Source organism: Microbacterium sp. ZW T5_45 (assembly GCF_044987415.1).
In the GTDB taxonomy this organism is placed as follows: domain Bacteria; phylum Actinomycetota; class Actinomycetes; order Actinomycetales; family Microbacteriaceae; genus Microbacterium.
Window position 1 is genome coordinate 1 of record NZ_JBJDRJ010000057.1, and the last position, 16,413, is coordinate 16,413.

At 69.3% G+C, this 16,413-nt stretch carries 13 protein-coding genes and 1 pseudogene; 12 read left to right on the top strand and 2 right to left on the bottom strand.

The window, feature by feature from the left end; all coding sequences use genetic code 11:
* Together ACI3KS_RS18445 and ACI3KS_RS18450 are read right to left on the bottom strand one after the other, a co-directional pair.
* Nucleotides 1–774, bottom strand: a pseudogene (locus ACI3KS_RS18445) (hypothetical protein); the annotation flags it as partial.
* A 79-nt stretch (nt 775–853) separates the two neighbouring features.
* Nucleotides 854–1,564, bottom strand: coding sequence for a Pr6Pr family membrane protein (locus ACI3KS_RS18450; RefSeq protein ID WP_404920000.1), 711 nt, complete (start codon nt 1,562–1,564; stop codon nt 854–856).
* 112 nt (nt 1,565–1,676) lie between these two features.
* On the opposite strand from ACI3KS_RS18450, the gene ACI3KS_RS18455 reads away from it, so the two are divergent.
* The 12 genes from ACI3KS_RS18455 to ACI3KS_RS18510 all read left to right on the top strand — a co-directional run bounded on the left by ACI3KS_RS18455 (nt 1,677) and on the right by ACI3KS_RS18510 (nt 16,266).
* The gene (locus ACI3KS_RS18455) at nt 1,677–2,351 is read left to right on the top strand and encodes a GntR family transcriptional regulator (RefSeq protein ID WP_404920001.1); all 675 of its coding nucleotides are present in this window, start codon (nt 1,677–1,679) and stop codon (nt 2,349–2,351) included.
* A 354-nt stretch (nt 2,352–2,705) separates the two neighbouring features.
* Complete coding sequence (locus ACI3KS_RS18460; protein WP_404920002.1) at nt 2,706–4,865, top strand: adenylate/guanylate cyclase domain-containing protein; 2,160 nt, start codon at nt 2,706–2,708, stop codon at nt 4,863–4,865.
* Between the two features lies 1 nt (nt 4,866).
* A complete protein-coding gene (locus tag ACI3KS_RS18465; RefSeq protein WP_404920003.1) occupies nt 4,867–6,285 on the top strand; it encodes a mechanosensitive ion channel domain-containing protein in 1,419 nt (472 codons plus the stop codon).
* A gap of 423 nt (nt 6,286–6,708) precedes the next feature.
* Nucleotides 6,709–7,995 carry an adenylosuccinate synthase gene (locus ACI3KS_RS18470; protein ID WP_404920004.1) on the top strand — a complete coding sequence of 429 codons (1,287 nt, stop codon included), beginning with the start codon at nt 6,709–6,711 and terminating at the stop codon, nt 7,993–7,995.
* A gap of 7 nt (nt 7,996–8,002) precedes the next feature.
* A complete protein-coding gene (locus ACI3KS_RS18475) occupies nt 8,003–9,112 on the top strand; it encodes a lactonase family protein (protein ID WP_404920005.1) in 1,110 nt (369 codons plus the stop codon).
* A 191-nt stretch (nt 9,113–9,303) separates the two neighbouring features.
* Nucleotides 9,304–10,677 (top strand): MFS transporter, encoded by a 1,374-nt coding sequence (locus tag ACI3KS_RS18480; protein WP_404920006.1) that lies wholly within the window; start codon nt 9,304–9,306, stop codon nt 10,675–10,677.
* 259 nt (nt 10,678–10,936) lie between these two features.
* Nucleotides 10,937–12,367, top strand: a complete 1,431-nt coding sequence (locus ACI3KS_RS18485; protein WP_404920007.1) for a dihydrolipoyl dehydrogenase family protein — start codon at nt 10,937–10,939, stop codon at nt 12,365–12,367.
* Between the two features lie 168 nt (nt 12,368–12,535).
* Nucleotides 12,536–12,838: a DUF427 domain-containing protein gene (locus tag ACI3KS_RS18490; protein WP_404920008.1), complete on the top strand. Its 303-nt coding sequence runs from the start codon at nt 12,536–12,538 to the stop codon at nt 12,836–12,838.
* 64 nt (nt 12,839–12,902) lie between these two features.
* Nucleotides 12,903–13,805, top strand: coding sequence for an ABC transporter ATP-binding protein (locus ACI3KS_RS18495; RefSeq protein ID WP_404920009.1), 903 nt, complete (start codon nt 12,903–12,905; stop codon nt 13,803–13,805).
* Nucleotides 13,802–14,485 (top strand): ABC transporter permease, encoded by a 684-nt coding sequence (locus tag ACI3KS_RS18500; RefSeq protein WP_404920010.1) that lies wholly within the window; start codon nt 13,802–13,804, stop codon nt 14,483–14,485. Before ACI3KS_RS18495 ends, ACI3KS_RS18500 begins: the two co-directional genes overlap by 4 nt.
* Nucleotides 14,482–15,207 (top strand): ABC transporter permease, encoded by a 726-nt coding sequence (locus ACI3KS_RS18505; RefSeq protein WP_404920011.1) that lies wholly within the window; start codon nt 14,482–14,484, stop codon nt 15,205–15,207. The genes ACI3KS_RS18500 and ACI3KS_RS18505 overlap by 4 nt, the downstream gene beginning before the upstream one ends.
* Before the next feature lie 135 nt (nt 15,208–15,342).
* Nucleotides 15,343–16,266: an ABC transporter substrate-binding protein gene (locus ACI3KS_RS18510; protein ID WP_404920012.1), complete on the top strand. Its 924-nt coding sequence runs from the start codon at nt 15,343–15,345 to the stop codon at nt 16,264–16,266.
* Nucleotides 16,267–16,413: the final 147 nt, after the last annotated feature.

Here is a 16,413-nt window from a genome sequence, read left to right on the forward strand (position 1 = left end):
TCCCGCGTTCGACGATCCGTAGGAGACGGATGCCGCCGCCCCCGGTTGCCCTGTCACGGAGAGCGTGTAGCTGCCGAGCACCTTGATGCCGAGGACGCTCACCAGGTAGTTCTTCTGCATCCCCGCGAACGACAGCGGAGCGGCCGTGGGCGTGGTCGGAGTCGTGGGTGTGGTGGGTGTGGTGGGAGTGGTCGGTGTCGTGGGAGTGGTCGGCGTCGTCGGGCCTGTGGGCACGGTGGGGTCGGTCGGAGTGGGACTCGTCGGATCCACGGGCCCGGTCGGAGCATCCGGCCCGGTCGGCCCCTTCGGGTTCGACCCATCCGTCGGCGCTGTCCCGGCATCCGCCGCGTCGTCGCCGGTCTTCTGGTCGTCCTTCTTCGCGTCGTCGGTCTTCGCGTCGTCCGTCTTCGCGCTGTCGCTCTCTGAACCCTCGGAGCCGCCGTCCTCGTCGGTGACGGTGTCAGCCGCGGGTGAAGATCCGTCATCAGCGGGGGTGTTGCGGTCCGCGTAGTTCGACACCGGAGCGTTCGCGAGAGCCGGGGTCTCGCCGCCACCCGTGGTGACGATGCCCGCCGTGATCAGCGCCGCGCCGCACAGGACCGAGCCGGCCGCGAGCAGCGTGCGACGCCGCGTCCACCCGGATGTCGGGCGATGCGCACGGGCCACGGGCGCGGCGGTAGGCAGGCCGCCAGGCGCGGATGCACCGGCATTCGCCACGGGGCCGCCGCTCACGGCATCCGCCCCGGGGCTCGTGTCGTCCCGCGCCTCGCTCATCGTCGTCGCCCTCCCTCGCTGGCACTCCGGCCCGCCGCGTCGCATCGGCTGTTCACCGATGGCGTCAATATACCGGGATTCAGAGAGCGGGTGAAGGCTGCTGCTCGACGGAGCGGATGCCGCGGCGACGTCCGACCCATACGACGAGGGCGGCGATCCCGATGATCACCACGGCGATGCCGATGACGTACATCGTCACCTCGCCTGGGCTGATGCGGTGCCAGTTCAGGAACGGATACGGGAACCACCACGCCTCGCCGGTCGATGGCGAGATCACTGTGTGCGAACGGAGCAGCGTGTACACGACCCAGACGATCGGGAAGAGGGCCGCGATCGTCACCGCGCTCCATCCGAGGCGACGGCGGCGCGGCGCGAACAGGACGTCCGCGAGCATGATCAGCGGGATCACCACGTGCAGCACTTCGTTCGACCAGGGCACCGTCGCGCCCTGGGGAAGAGGGAGTCCGCGCAGCAGTGCGTTGTAGACGATCCCGGTGACGATCATGTAGGTGCTGGCGCAGACGAGCAGTACGGCGAGCCAGCGGGGCTCCGCCGCCGCATCGCGCGTGCGCAGCCCCCAGATGCCGCCGATCGCGAGGGCGACGGCCGCGATCACGTTCGACTCGATCGTGAAGAAGCTGAAGAAGTTCGCGATCACGGTGGGCAGATGACCCCCGTACGGGGTCGGCGAGTCGATCGCGATCTGCAGTGTGAGCGCCAGTTGGGCGACGATCGCGGCCGCCGCGAGGGCCGCCGATGCCAGTCGTGCGTAGGGCCACCAGGTGTTCATGAGTCCTCCGCGCGTCAGCGTAGCGGCATATTGCCAGGTTCGCGCCGGTCTACCGGCGTACCATCATGATCGCGCCGCGAGGGGACCGTGGGCGCGGAAGTAGGGAACCAGCATGACTGATGTACAGGTACCTCTCGAAAAGCGGCTGGGGCCGTTCGAGATCCAGGGACTACCGCTTGCCGATCAGATCTTCGAGCTCGTCGGCGGGGCCATCGCCGAGGGGGTGATCGAGCCGGGCGAGCGCGTCAATGACAAAGAACTCGCCGCCGCGCTCGGCATATCCCGAACGCCGGTCCGTGAGGCGCTGCAGCGTCTCACCTGGATCGGACTCGTCGAGGTCTCGCCCAGCCGTTACACCAGGGTGACCGCGGTGACGGACGAGGTCGTCGACAGCACGCTCGAGCACTTCGGGATGCAGGCGAGCATCGCCCTGCGCCTCGCGCTCCCGCGGATGAGTGACGATGACCTCGACGGCGCTCTCGCCGTGCTCGACCGGATGATCGCAGCGTCGTCGGAGGGCGACTCCGATGCGCTCGCCGTCGAGTCGCAGGCGTTCCTCGCGTTCCTGGTGGAGCGCTCGGGGAACCCGGTGTTCATCCGCTCGACCGCCGAGACCAGCCTCCTGGTGACGCGCAACCTGCACCACCTGCAGCAGGAGGGCGATGCAGCTGAGCGCCGCACCGCCTGCTTCCGCGAGGTGCGCACGGCGCTCGCCGCCCGCGATGCGGATGCTGCGGAGCACTGGCTCCGCGCTCCGCGCGATCTCTCGGTCGGCCTCGCCGCCTGATTCGGCTCTTCTGAGCCGAAGGCTCCTGACGCTCCGACGCGGCAGGAGCCTTCGGCGTGCCCGGCGACAGCTCACCCGCGGCCCGCACCCGTAGCCGCCGGGCCCGCGCTCGCCGCCGGGCCGCACCCGCCGACGCCCCGCGCTCGCCACCGCCCCGCGCCCCAGACTCCGGCACACGGCCGACGCCCCCGCTGAGCTACGACGCCCCCGCTGATTTACGCAAATGAACGGGGGCGCCGTAGGCCGGCGGGGGCCTCGACTGTGCTCTGTGAGCGGCGAACTCAGTGGACTCGCGTATCGGCATATCGCTAGGTTGACTTACGAGTGCGGAATTTCATGCGTGGCGGAGGACACATGGCTGAGAGGGTTGACGGAAAGATCGAGACGACGGAGAGGGGTGGGCGTCGATTCCGGACGCCGGGTCTCAGCATCCAGTCGAAGCTCCTCATCATGCTCCTGGCCGTGAGCCTCGTCTCGTCGATCATCGTCGGTGCGATCGGGTTCCTCAACGGCCGGCAGTCGCTGCACGACGCCGCGGTCGACCAGCTCATCACCATCCGCTCGATGCGCGCCGCCGACATCACCGACGCGATCGACTCCGTGAAGCGCGACGCCTCGTTGCACTCACGCAACCTCAGCGCCCAGAACCTCTCGACCGCGGTCAACCAGGGTTTCGAGGACCTGCAGCAGCGCGAGGTGACGCCGGAGGAGAGGGCATCGCTCGAGGAATACTACGCAGGCACCTTCATCCCCCGGCTCGAATCGCGCACGGGTGACCAGTACGGAGACAGCGCGTTCATCCCCGAGTCGAATGCCGGGCAGTACCTGCAGTCGCAGTTCACCACCCAGAACGCCGACTTCGACGCCGACTACGACGCCCTGCTCGCCGACAACGATCTTGGTGACGGCTCCATCTACGCGACAGCGGCTGAACGGTATGGCGACTACTTCACCCGACTCATCAACGAAGCCGGCTACGAGGACGCCCTGCTGCTGAACCTCGAAGGTGACGTCACGTTCTCGGCGTACAAGGGGCCGGAGCTCGGCACGAACCTGGCCACGGGCCCGTACCGCGACTCCGCGCTGGCCGAGGCTTACGCCGGCGCGATCGCTACGAACTCGGTGAGCACCGTGGTCCTCACCGACTTCGAGCGATGGATCCCCTCGCTCAACGTGCCGACTATGTGGGTCGTCTCCCCGGTCGGCAATGACAGCGCGATCACCGGAGCCATGGCGTTCCAGGTCTCGATCGATACGATCAACGACCTGACCACAGGTTCCGAGGGCTGGAAGGCGCAGGGACTCGGTGACACCGGCGAGGTCTATCTGGTCGGCCTGGACGATCTCATGCGCAGCAGCTCCCGCAGTCTCATCGAGCATCCTGAGGGATACGAGCAGCGCGCCATCAACGGCGGCACCCCGCCCAGCGTCGCGAAGAGGATCGTCGAGGTCAACGGCACCGTCCTGCTGCAGCCCGTGAAGACCCAGGCCGTCGCGGATGCGCAAGCGGGCAAGGTCGGCACCACGACGGGCACGGATTACCTCGGCGGCGACAGCGTCACGGCGTACGCGCCGCTCGAGATCGACGGGCTCGACTGGGTCATCATCGCCCGTATCGACTCGGCCGAGGCCTTCGCGCCGGTGACCGATTTCACCCGCACCGTGCTCCTCTCGCTGCTCGGCATCCTGCTCGGAGTGTCATTGCTCTCGCTGCTGCTCGCGCAGGTCTTCACCCGCCCGATCCATCGGCTCGTCGGAGCCGTGCACCGCGTCGCCGAGGGTGATCTCGACGTGCAGGTGCCGCGGGGCGCGCGCGACGAGTTCGGCGACCTCGGCAGTGCGTTCAACGACATGGCCTCGAGCCTGCGCGTCAAGCAGGAGCTCATCGACGAGCAGCACGCCGAGAACGAGAAGCTGCTGCTCACCCTCATGCCCGAGAGTGTCGCCGCCAAGTACAAGCAGGGCGAGGAGGCGATCTCCGAGGCGCACGAGAACGTCTCTGTGGTGTTCGCCGAGCTCATCGGCTTCGACGAGTATGCGCGCGGACTCAGCGCCGAGCAGGAGATCGGCGCGCTGAACACCCTCATGCGGGGCTTCGACGAGGCCGCCGAGAAGGCGGGGGTCGAGAAGGTCAGGACGCTGCGCGGCGGCTATCTCGCGTCGTCCGGCCTCATCGTCCCTCGCGTCGACAACGTGCGCCGCAGCGTCGAGTTCGCGAAGAACCTGCTCGGCGTGATCGAGAGGTTCAACGCCCAGAACGGCACGTCGATCGGCCTCCGGGCCGGTGTCGACACCGGCACCGTGACCAGCGGCCTCGTCGCGCGGACGAGCCTCGCCTACGACCTGTGGGGCGACGCCGTGAACCTCGCCTATCGGGTGCGCTCGGTCAGCGGCGAGCCCGGCGTCTACGTCAGCCAGACGGTCTACGACCGAACTCGCGAGATCTTCACGTTCACCGAGGCGGGAACCGTCGACACGCACGGCGCGACCGAGACCGTGTGGAAGGTGGCCTGACATGCTCGACGGGGCGTTCCGCGACGGCTGGGGCTGGTGGGTGATCGCGCTCGCGGTCGGCGTTCCGGTGCTGCTCGTCGTGCTCACCGAGCTCATCAACCACCTGCGCAGGCGGGACAGTCCGGTCGCCGGGCCGCTCCGTCTGCTGCGCAACGGGGTGATCCCAGTCGGTGCGCTGTTCGCGCTGCTCGCCTTCGCGATCCAGTCGCCGGCAGATCAGGTGTGGACCCGCGTGGTCGCGACGGTCTTCGGCTTCCTCGTGATTCTGCTCGTACTGTCGTCGTTCAACGTCGCGGTGTTCGCGAATGCCGCCGAGGGATCGTGGCGCCGCCGCATCCCATCGATCTTCCTCGAGATCGCCCGGCTGGTGCTCGTCGCGCTCGGTCTGGCGCTGCTGTTCTCGTGGGTGTGGGGCGCCGACGTCGGCGGCATCTTCACCGCGCTCGGCGTCGGATCCATCGTGATCGGTCTCGCGCTGCAGAACGCGGTCGGCGGCGTCATCTCGGGTCTGCTGCTGCTGTTCGAGCAGCCGTTCAAGATCGGTGACTTCCTCGACACCGGCGGTGTCAAAGGACGTGTCGTCGAGGTCAACTGGCGTGCGGTGCACATCGACACCGGGTCCGGCATCCAGATCGTCCCGAACTCCAATCTGTCCGGCGCGTCGTTCACCAACCTCAGCGAGCCCGAGGGGCCCTTCTCAGCCGAGGCATCCGTGAAGTTCGCCACCGACGACCCGCCCCACGAGGTGATGGCGCTGCTCGTCGAGGTCGCCGACGCCCTGCCGATGCGAGCGCGCGAGCGCGCCTCGGTCAGCTACTCCGGGGCGGGTGCGTACGGGGTGTCGATCCCCGTCGCCGGACCCGCGGATGCCGGGCGCGCACTGTCGACCTACCTCTCCTGGCTCTGGTACGCCGCCCGCCGCCGCGGCTTCGCGCTCGACGGCGATGCCACCGATCCGCTTGCCGAGCCCGGTCGTCTGGTCGAGGCGCTCGAGGCGGTGTCGGGGACGCTGCATCTCAAGGACGACGACCGCGAGGCGCTGCTCGCCACCGCGCACCTCGAGCGCTACGGCGTCGGCGAGGTCGTGCTGCCGTCGGGCGTCGTGCCCGACGAGGTGCGCGTCGTCGTCACGGGCAGGGCGGTGCTCGCGCTCGATGTCGATGGAGGCCGCGTCGAGTTCGCGACGGCCGAGAAGGGCGACATCATCGGCCAGACGGCGCTCACCCGCGAGCGCTCGGTCGCGGTCACGGTCGCCGGGGAGATCCTCACAGTGGTGGTGTTGCCCCTCGCGACCGTCGATGAGTTGATCCGCACCCGTCCACGTCTGGCCGCCGAGATCGGTGAGTCCCTCGAGCTCAAGCGCTCGCTGGCCGCGGAGCGGCTCGCCTCGATCGAGCTCACTCGCGGCCCGCGTCCGTAGGCGGCCCGCACCCCGAACCCGTCCGCACCCCCGGCGGCCCGCATCTCGGGCGGCCCGCTCCCCCGGCGGCCCGCATCCGCCTCCTCGCCGCGGTCGACGCCCCCGCTGAGCTACGACGCCCCCGTTGATTCACGTAAATAGGCGGGGGCTCCGTAGGCCAGCAGGGGTCTCGGCGCAGTGTGCCGCGTGCCCGCCCGCGCGTGCGTGCCCGCGCCTGCGTGCGTGCGCGCGTGCCGTGTGCTCACCTGCCGCGCGGCGCCAGCCGCGAACGGATGCCGCGAACGGATGCCGCGAACGGATGCCGCGAACGGATGCCGCACAGCGCTCATCCGGGCGCGCGACGCGCCTTCGGTAGGATGGAACCGCCCGCAGAGGGCCAGCTCATCAGCCGGTGCGAACCCGGCGAAAGCAAGGGGGAGACCCATGCCAGGAATCGTGATCGTCGGCGTCCAGTGGGGCGACGAGGGCAAGGGAAAGGCCACCGACCTGCTCGGTGAGCGCACCGATTGGGTCGTGAAGTTCAACGGCGGCAACAACGCCGGTCACACGGTCGTGGTCGGTGATGAGAAGTACGCGCTGCACCTGCTGCCCTCCGGCATCCTGTCGCCCGGTGTCACTCCCGTCATCGGCAACGGCGTCGTGATCGACCTCGAGGTGCTGTTCCACGAGCTCGAGGCGCTCAGCGCCCGCGGCATCGACGTGTCCCGGCTGAAGGTCAGCGCCAACGCGCACATCATCACTCAGTACCACCGCACGCTCGACAAGGTCACCGAGCGCTTCCTCGGCAAGCGCAACATCGGCACGACCGGCCGCGGCATCGGCCCGGCCTACGCCGACAAGATCAACCGCGTCGGCATCCGCGTGCAGGACCTGTTCGACGAGAACATCCTCCGCCAGAAGGTCGAGGGCGCCCTCGAGCAGAAGAACCACCTGCTGGTGAAGGTCTTCAACCGGCGCTCCGTGACGGTCGACGAGATCGTCGATGAGCTGCTCTCCTACGCCGAGCGGCTGCGTCCGATGGTCGCCGATACCGGCTACGAGATCGCCCAGGCGCTCGGCCGCAACGAGGTCGTCGTCTTCGAGGGCGGCCAGGCCACGATGCTCGACATCGACCACGGCACCTACCCGTTCGTGACCTCGTCGACGGCCACGGCCGCGGGCGCGGCATCCGGATCCGGCGTCGGACCCGGCGCGCTCGACCGCATCGTCGGCATCGTCAAGGCCTACACCACGCGCGTCGGCTCCGGTCCCTTCCCGACAGAGCTCTTCGACGAGAACGGCGAGTGGCTGCGCAAGCAGGGCTTCGAGTTCGGCACCACCACCGGCCGCCCGCGCCGCGTGGGCTGGTACGACGCCCCGATCACCCGCTACGCGACGCGCATCAACGGCATCACCGACCTCGTGCTCACCAAGCTCGACATCCTCACCGGGCTCGACGAGATCCCGGTCTGCGTCGCCTACGACGTCGACGGTGTGCGCTTCGACGAGGTTCCGGTGAATCAGACCGACTTCCACCACGCGACGCCCGTGCTCGAGAACTTCCCGGGGTGGAAGGACGACATCTCGTCCGCCCGCACCTTCGAGGACCTGCCGCAGACCGCGCAGGACTACGTGCTCGCGCTCGAGAAGATGAGCAACACGCGCATCTCGGTCATCGGCGTCGGCCCTGAGCGCGACCAGGTGATCGTGCGCCACGACCTGCTCGACTGAGTCCGTCGTGACGCGGTTCTGGCTGGGCGGGTACGGCCCGGCGATGGGCGGCGCGGCCGACGGCATCGGCCTGCTGGCAGGTGATGCGGATGCTGCGACCGCGCTGAGCTACCGCGGCGCCGTCACCTCGACGCCCTCGCCGTCGTGGCTGGCGCGGCATCCGTCGCTCGACGTCGTCTACGCGGCGCTCGAGGGTGACTCGGCGGTGCAGGCGTTCGCGCGCACCGGGGAGACCGCGCTCACCCCGCTCGGCGAGCCGGTCGAGGCCGGACAGTTCGTCTGCCATGTCGCGGTCGCCCCGTCCGGGCGGTTCCTCATCGCGAGCTGCTACGGCGACGGCCGGGTCGTGCGCATCGGGATCGACGCCGAGGGGCGGCTGATCCCGGATGCCGCGAACAACGCCGCCGAGCTGCGGGCCGCGCTCCTCGGGGAGCCGTTCGACGCGGCGGCGCCGGCGGGCGTCGCGGCGGCGGCATCCGACCGCTACGCCGGCGCGCTCACGGCGACCGGCGAGGCCCGCGTCTCGCACGCGCATGCGGCGGCGTTCCTGCCCGACGGGCGCATCGCGACGACCGACCTCGGCTTCGACCTCGTGCGGATCTGGCGTCCGTCTGCGGGTGTGCTGACGCTCGATCACGAGGTCGTGCTGCCCGAGGGCGTCGGCCCGCGGCACATGGTCGTGCACCCCAGCGCGCACCTGCACGTCGTGACCGAGTACTCGTGCGAGGTCTTCACGCTCGCCACGGGGCCCGACGGCACGTGGGGCGTGGTGTCCGCGGTGCTCGCGAGCCCCATCGCCCAGGTCGGAACCGACTTCCCCGCCGAGCTCGCGCGCAGTCGTGACGGGCAGATCCTCTACACCGCGCTGCGCGGCAGCAACACGATCGCGGCGCTGCGGGTGCGCGGGTCGGGCGAGAGCGTGGAGTCGTTCGCGCTCTCCGACTCCGGTGTCGACTGGCCCCGTCACCACCTCGTGTTCGAGGGCAAGCTGCTCGTCGCCGGGCAGCGCTCCGACAGCATCGCGCTGCTCGATCTCGACGAGCGCACGGGCGCGCCGCTCGGCATCCGGCACCAGGCGGCGGCTCCGGCGCCGACGCATTTCCTGCCGGTGCGCTGAGGCACGGGTTCCGGGCGCGCGGATCGTGTCCCTCGCTCCGGTCGCCTCGCGCCGGTCGCACCTTCAGAACTCCGGAGAAACAGCGGTCGGCGTGCCAGGGGAGGGTTTTCTCGCGGCCTGCTCCATGGTTCTTCCGGAGTTCTGAAGATCGTGTTTGACCTCAACCTTTGTTGAGGTTCTACGGTCGAACCATGACTCTCGACACCGACAGCGTGCCCACGACCGCTCCGGCGAAGGGGGTGCTGAGCCGCGACTACCTCTGGGTCACCATCGGCGCGTGCGCCCTCGTGTTCCTCGGCGCCTTCGAATCGCTCGCCGTCACGACCGTGATGCCCGTGGCGAGCGCCGATCTCGACGGGGCTCGCCTGTACGCGCTCGCGTTCGCCGGGCCACTCGCGACCGGCGTGATCGGCATGGTCGTCGCCGGGAACTGGGCCGACCGACGGGGCCCGGTATGGCCGCTCTACGCCTCGGTCGCGCTGTTCGTCGTCGGGCTCTTCGTCGCAGGTCTCGCCCCCACCATGGAGATCCTCGTGCTCGGGCGCTTCGCGCAGGGCCTCGGCAACGGCGGCATGATGGTCGCGCTCTATGTCGTGGTCGCCCGCGTGTATCCGCAGACGCTGCATCCGGCGATCTTCGCGGGCTTCGCCGCGGCCTGGGTGATCCCCTCGCTCGTCGGGCCCACCGTGGCCGGCGCGGTGGCCGAGCTGTGGAGCTGGCACTGGGTCTTCCTCGGTGTCGTGGTGCTGGTGATCCCCGCGCTGATCATGGTGGTGCCGGCACTGCGCGGGCTCTCGCACGCAGGCGATCCTTCGACCCCCTGGGCACTCGGGCGGATCGCCTGGTCGGTGCTCGCCGCGGCTGCGGTGCTGGCGCTCAATCTGGCCGGTGAGGTGCCCGGTCTGGGCCTCGCGCTCGCCGCGGTCGGCATCGCCGTCGCGCTGATCGCCGTGCGTCCGCTGTTGCCGGCCGGCTCTCTCCGCGCGCGCCGCGGACTGCCTGCCGTGCTGCTGCTGCGAGGGCTCGCCGCGGCCGGCTTCTTCGGCGCTCAGGTCTACATCCCGTACCTGCTCGCCGAGCGCTATGACGCGACGCCGACGATCGCCGGACTCTCACTCACGGGCGGCGCGCTCGCCTGGTCGGCCGCCTCCGGAGTGCAGGGACGCATGGGCGAGCGCCTGTCGAGCGCGATCGCCGTGCGGATCGGGTCGGCGCTCGTGCTCGGCGGCATCCTCATCGCGCTCGCCGCGGCGGTCCTCACGGCGCACGTCGTGGTCATCATCGTCGCCTGGGTCGTCGCCGGTGCGGGCATGGGGCTGATGATCCCGCGGACCAGCACGCTGACGCTCGCCCTGTCGGCGCCCGAGACCCAGGGCTTCAACAGCTCGGCGCTGACGACGGCGGACTCCTTCGGCAGCGCGCTCGCCCTCGCCATCGCCGGCGTGCTCTTCACCGGTGCCGCAGCCCTCGCCGATCCGTTCGTCGTGGTCTTCGTGTTCGCGGCCGTGGCCGCGCTGGCCGCTGTGCTCGTGGCTCCGCGGGTCGCGGTGCGGTCGAGGGACTGAGCCGGCGCGTACCCCAAGGGGAGGCTCCAGCTTCAGAACTCCGGAGATTCCCGCAGTCATGTCTCGAACAGGCGCATTCTGCAGATCGAGCGGCGGAATCTCCGGAGTTCTGCTGCCAGGGCCCGCCCCACGACCCGCCCGGTCGCACCCGGCGGGAACACGCACCCCGTGACTCGACGTTGCTTCTGAGCAAGACTGGGCGCACAGCCCAGCGAGCGCCCGATGCGAGCGCTCGGCACGATCGCAGAGAGGCACGACATTGAGCGAGCAGACCAACGAGTACGACCTGATCGTCCTGGGTGGAGGGCCGGTCGGTGAGAACGTGGCCGACCGCGCCGTGCAGGGCGGGCTCACTGCGATCATCGTCGAGAGCGAGCTCGTCGGCGGCGAGTGCTCGTACTGGGCGTGCATGCCCTCGAAGGCGCTGCTGCGCTCGGCCCAGGCCGTGCGCGCCGCGCAGCACGTGAAGGGGGCGGCCGAGGCGGTCACCGGAAAGCTCGACGTCGCCGCGGTGTTCGCCCGCCGCGACTCGTTCACGAGCAACTGGTCGGATGACGGCCAGGTGCGCTGGCTCGAGTCCGCGCACATCGACCTGGCCCGGGGGCACGGACGCCTCACGGGCGAGCGCGAGGTCACCGTGACGGATGCCGAGGGTACGACCCGCGTGCTCACGGCCCGTCACGCCGTGGCGATCAGCACCGGATCGGATGCCGTCGTGCCGCCGATCCCCGGGCTCCGCGAGGCCTCGCCCTGGACGAGTCGCGAAGCGACCAGCGCAGAGCAGCTGCCGGAGTCGCTCGCGGTGATCGGCGGCGGCGTGGTCGCGGTCGAGATGGCGACGGCCTATGCCGCGCTCGGATCGACCGTCACGCTCATCGCGCGCAGCGGTCTGCTGGGTGGCATGGAGCCGTTCGCGGGCGAGCGCGTCGCCGACGGGCTGAAGGAGCTGGGCGTCGACGTGCGACTCGACACCGGCACGACCTCGGTGAGCCGCGACGGCGACGGCGTGCGCATCGAGCTGTCGGACGGCGCGACGGTCACGGCATCCGAGGTCCTCGTCGCGACCGGACGCTCGCCCCGCAGCGGCGACATCGGACTCGACGTCGTCGGCCTCGAGCCCGGACGCTGGATCGAGACCGACGACACTCTGCGGGTGCCCGGCGTCGACTGGCTGTACGCGGTCGGCGACGTCAACGGCCGGGTGCTGCTGACGCACCAGGGCAAGTACCAGGCGCGGGCCGCGGGCGACGTCATCGCGGCGCGGGCGCTCGGCGGCGACGTCGACGACGCCCCCTGGGGTCGTCACGTCGCCTCGGCCGATCGCGCCGCGGCGCCGCAGGTGACGTTCTCGTTCCCCGAGGTCGCCTCGGTCGGCCTGACTGAGAAGCAGGCGACGGATGCCGGACACAGCGTGAAGGTCATCGACTACGACCTCGGCTGGGTCGCCGGTGCGAGCCTCTACGAGGATGGCTTCTCCGGTCAGGCGCGCCTGGTGATCGACACCGAGCGGGACGTCGTGCTCGGCGCGACCTTCGTCGGGCCCGAGGTCGCGGAGCTCGTGCAGACGGCAACAGTCGCGATCGTCGGCGAAGTGCCGATCTCGCGTCTCTGGCACGCGGTGCCCGCCTACCCGACGATCAGCGAGATCTGGCTGCGTCTGCTCGAGGGCTACGGGCGGGACTCCGCCTGAGCGGGACACGGTGGAGTCTGTGGTCGGATGCTGCCGCCGACAAACCGTTCGCGCACCCGCTCCGAACACCACCCGAATGTTTCCCACATTGACGCGCGGGACGGCAACCCCCGTGCCGATGTCGGCGACCTCTTATACGCTCGAACCCACATCCGAGGAGGCAGGACCATGAAGGTTGTACTCGCAGGAACCGTCATCGCCGAGGCCGAGCAGGACGACCTCATCCGCATCGAGGGCAACTGGTACTTCCCGCCGGCATCCGTCGCCGAGGGGGTGCTCGTCGAGAGCCCCACCCCGTACACGTGCCCGTGGAAGGGCGAGTGCCAGTACTTCTCCGTGCAGGCCGGCGGAGAGCTGCACAAGGATCTCGCCTGGTCGTACCCCCACCCGTATCCGAGCGCCTTCGACCGCGTCGGCAAGGACTTCTCTGGGTACGTCGCCTTCGACGCGCGAGTGCAGATCTCCGAATGACCTCCGTCTGCCGGCGCCGTGGTGCCGATGTCCGACTCGTCGATCGACCGACTGGAGAACAGCCATGATCGAATTCCGCAACGTCACCAAGCGCTTCCCCGACGGGACGGTCGCGGTGAACGACTTCAGTCTCGTGCTGCCGTCGCGAAAGACGACCGTATTCGTCGGATCATCCGGATGCGGCAAGACCACGCTCCTGCGCATGATCAACCGCATGGTCGAGCCCAGCTCCGGCGAGGTGGAGATCGACGGCGAGAGCGTGCTGGGCGGAGACCCTGTGAAGCTGCGCCGCAGCATCGGCTACGTCATGCAGAACTCCGGCCTGATGCCGCACTTCACCGTGATCGACAACGTCGCCACGGTGCTGCGCCTGAACGGAGTGCCGCGCAAGGACGCGCACGAGCGCAGCCGTGAGCTGCTGAAGACGGTCGGCCTCGACCAGTCGCTGGCCGAGCGTTATCCGAGCCAGCTCTCCGGCGGCCAGCAGCAGCGTGTGGGAGTGGCCCGCGGCCTCGCGGCCGATCCCAACATCCTGCTGATGGACGAGCCGTTCGGCGCCGTCGACCCGATCGTGCGCGCCGACCTGCAGCAGGAGACCATCCGCCTGCAGCGCGAACTCGACAAGACGGTGGTCTTCGTCACGCACGACATCGACGAGGCGTTCCTGCTCGGCGACCAGGTCGTCATCCTCGACAAGGGCGCGCGTGTCGTACAGGTCGGCAGCCCGAGCGAGATCATCGAGAACCCCGCCGACGACTTCGTCGCGGCGTTCATCGGCGCCGACCGCGGACGCCGGGCGCTGCACCTGAAAGAGACTCCGCACGGCACGGTCGTCGTGGACTCGGAGGGTCGCACGCAGGGAGCGATCGTGTCGGCACCGGAGCGGGTGGACGGTCCGATCGCGGGTCCGGATGCCGCGGCGCTGGATGCTGTGGGTTCTGATTCCGTGCAGGGCGGGCTCACGTGAACTGGGTCGTCAACAACCTCGACACGATCCTCGAACTCACGGTCGATCATCTGCGGCAGAGCATCATCCCGATCGTGCTGGGCTTCGTGCTCTCGCTGCCGTTGGGCTGGGTTGCCTGGCGGTTCCGGCTCGTCCGCGGACCGATCATCGTGCTCACGGGCCTGCTCTACACGATCCCCTCGCTGGCCCTGCTGATCCTGCTGCCGTCGCTGGCGGGATACTCAGCCCGGAGCGAGACGAACCTGATCATCGCTCTGACCATCTACGCGATCGCGATTCTCGTGAGAGGTGTGTCCGATGGTCTCGATTCCGTCGATGACGGTGTCCGGCAGGCTGCGACAGCCACAGGTTTCGGATCGTTCCGTCGATTCTGGGCGGTCGAGTTCCCCCTCGCAGGTCCGGTGATCCTCGCGAGCCTGCGCGTCACAGCGGTGAGCACGATCTCCTTGGCTACCGTCGGCATCCTCATCGGCATCACGAATCTCGGCTATCTGTTCACGAACGGCCTCGACCGCCGTATCATCGCAGAGGTCTTCGCCGGCATCATCGCCGTCGTCGTGATCGCACTCGTCATCGATCTTCTCCTTCTCCTCCTTGGGCGCGCACTCATGCCATGGACACGAGCGGCGACGAGGACCAAGGCCTCTCCGGCGCGCACCCCCGTGGGGGCGCCCGCATGAATCTCTTCGTCGATGCGTTCGCCTGGATGTTCGCGCCCGAGCGGTGGACGGGCAATTACGCGTTGCCCAAGCTGCTGGGTGAGCACCTCGTGCTCACCGGGGTGTCCGTGCTCATCGCTGTCCTGATCGCCGTGCCGCTCGGCTGGCTCATCGGGCACACGGGTAAGGGTCGCGAGATCGCCGTCGCGGTCTCGGGCGCCGCCCGCGCCATCCCCGCGTTCGGCCTCATGGTTCTTCTCGTGCTCCTGCTCGGCGTGCTGCGCGTTCCCGAAGCCGCGATCACGACGTTCGTGCTCCTTGCGATCCCATCGCTGCTCGCCGGCGCATACACAGGCCTCGAAGCCATCGATCGCCGGGTGCTCGATGCAGCGAAGGCCATGGGCATGACCGGGTGGCAGGTGTTCTGGAAGGTCGAGGTACCGCTCGGTCTGCCGTTGCTCGTCGGAGGTCTCCGCTCCGCTCTGCTGCAGGTCATCGCGACTGTCACGATCGCCGCCTACATCGGTCTCGGCGGTCTCGGTTTCCCGATCATCCAAGGGATTCCGCTCCAGCGCTTCGACCAGGTGCTCGCAGGAGCGATCATGGTCGCCCTCCTCGCGCTGATCGTCGATCTCATCCTCGCGATGGCCCAGCATGCCGCTGTTCCCCACGGTCTGCGCACATCGAGTGCGACGAAGCGCCGCGCTGCGGAACCCGTCGCTCCCGAAGCAGCCACCGCCTGACAGCGGCCACACGTCTGATCGCATCCGTCCAGCCAGAATCTCTCCGCATAACCCGTTCCGCCCCCATAGCCCGCTCCATCCACACAGCCGCACCACTCCGAGCACCACCCGGAGCACCCAGAGAAGAGGAAGTCCATGTTCACCACTCGAGGCAAGCGTTCCGTCTTCGCCGTCGGCCTGGTCGCCGCGGCGGCCCTCGCCCTGTCGGCGTGCAGCAGCAGCAACCCGCTCGACGCCCCGTCCGAGTCGTCCGAGGGCTCCGGCTCCGGCGACGCCATCGTCATTGGCTCGCAGGCGTACTACTCCAACGAGATCATCGCCGAGATCTACGCGCAGGCCCTGGAGGACGCGGGCCTGACGGTCGACCGTCAGTTCAGCATCGGCCAGCGCGACGCGTACATCCCCGACGTCGAGTCCGGCGCGATCGACATCTTCCCCGAGTACTCCGGCAGCCTGCTGGAGTTCCTCTCGGACGACGAGGTCACCGCGACCAGCCCCGACGACGTGTTCGCGGCGCTGCAGGACGTGCTGCCCGACTCGCTCACCGCTCTCGACTACGCCGAGGCGACCGACCAGGACTCCTACACGGTGCTCAAGAGCTTCGCCGAGGAGAACGGTCTCGTCGAGATCGGCGACCTCGCCAAGGTCACGACGCCGCTGACGATCGGCGCCGCGCCCGAGTTCGAGCAGCGTCCCTACAGCCCGACCGCCGCGAAGGAGGTCTACGGCGTCGACCTCGCGTTCTCGGCGACGGGAGCGACCACGCTCGACTCGCTGCTCGCCGGTGAGATCCAGGTGGCCGACATCTACACGGCCGACCCCGCGTTCGAGACGAAGGACATCGTGGCCCTGGAGGACCCCGAGAACCTCATCATCTCGTCGAACGTCGTGCCGATCGTCTCGACCGACATCGCCGACGAGGTCTCCGATGTGCTGAACGCGATCAGCGCCAAGCTCACCACCGAGGAGCTCGTCGCCCTGAACGTCAAGAGCACGGTCGACCAGGAGTCCTCGGCCGACATCGCCAAGGCATGGCTGACCGACCAGGGTCTCATCTGACACCCCCACGTGTGAGGAAGTGCCCGGCCCCTGGAGGGGCCGGGCACTTCTGCGTTCGGCGGCGCTGCGCTGCGCTGGGCTGCACTGCGCGGCGCGCGCTCGCTCGCCCGCCCGCCCGCTCGCACAACGCGGCGCGCAGTGCAGCCC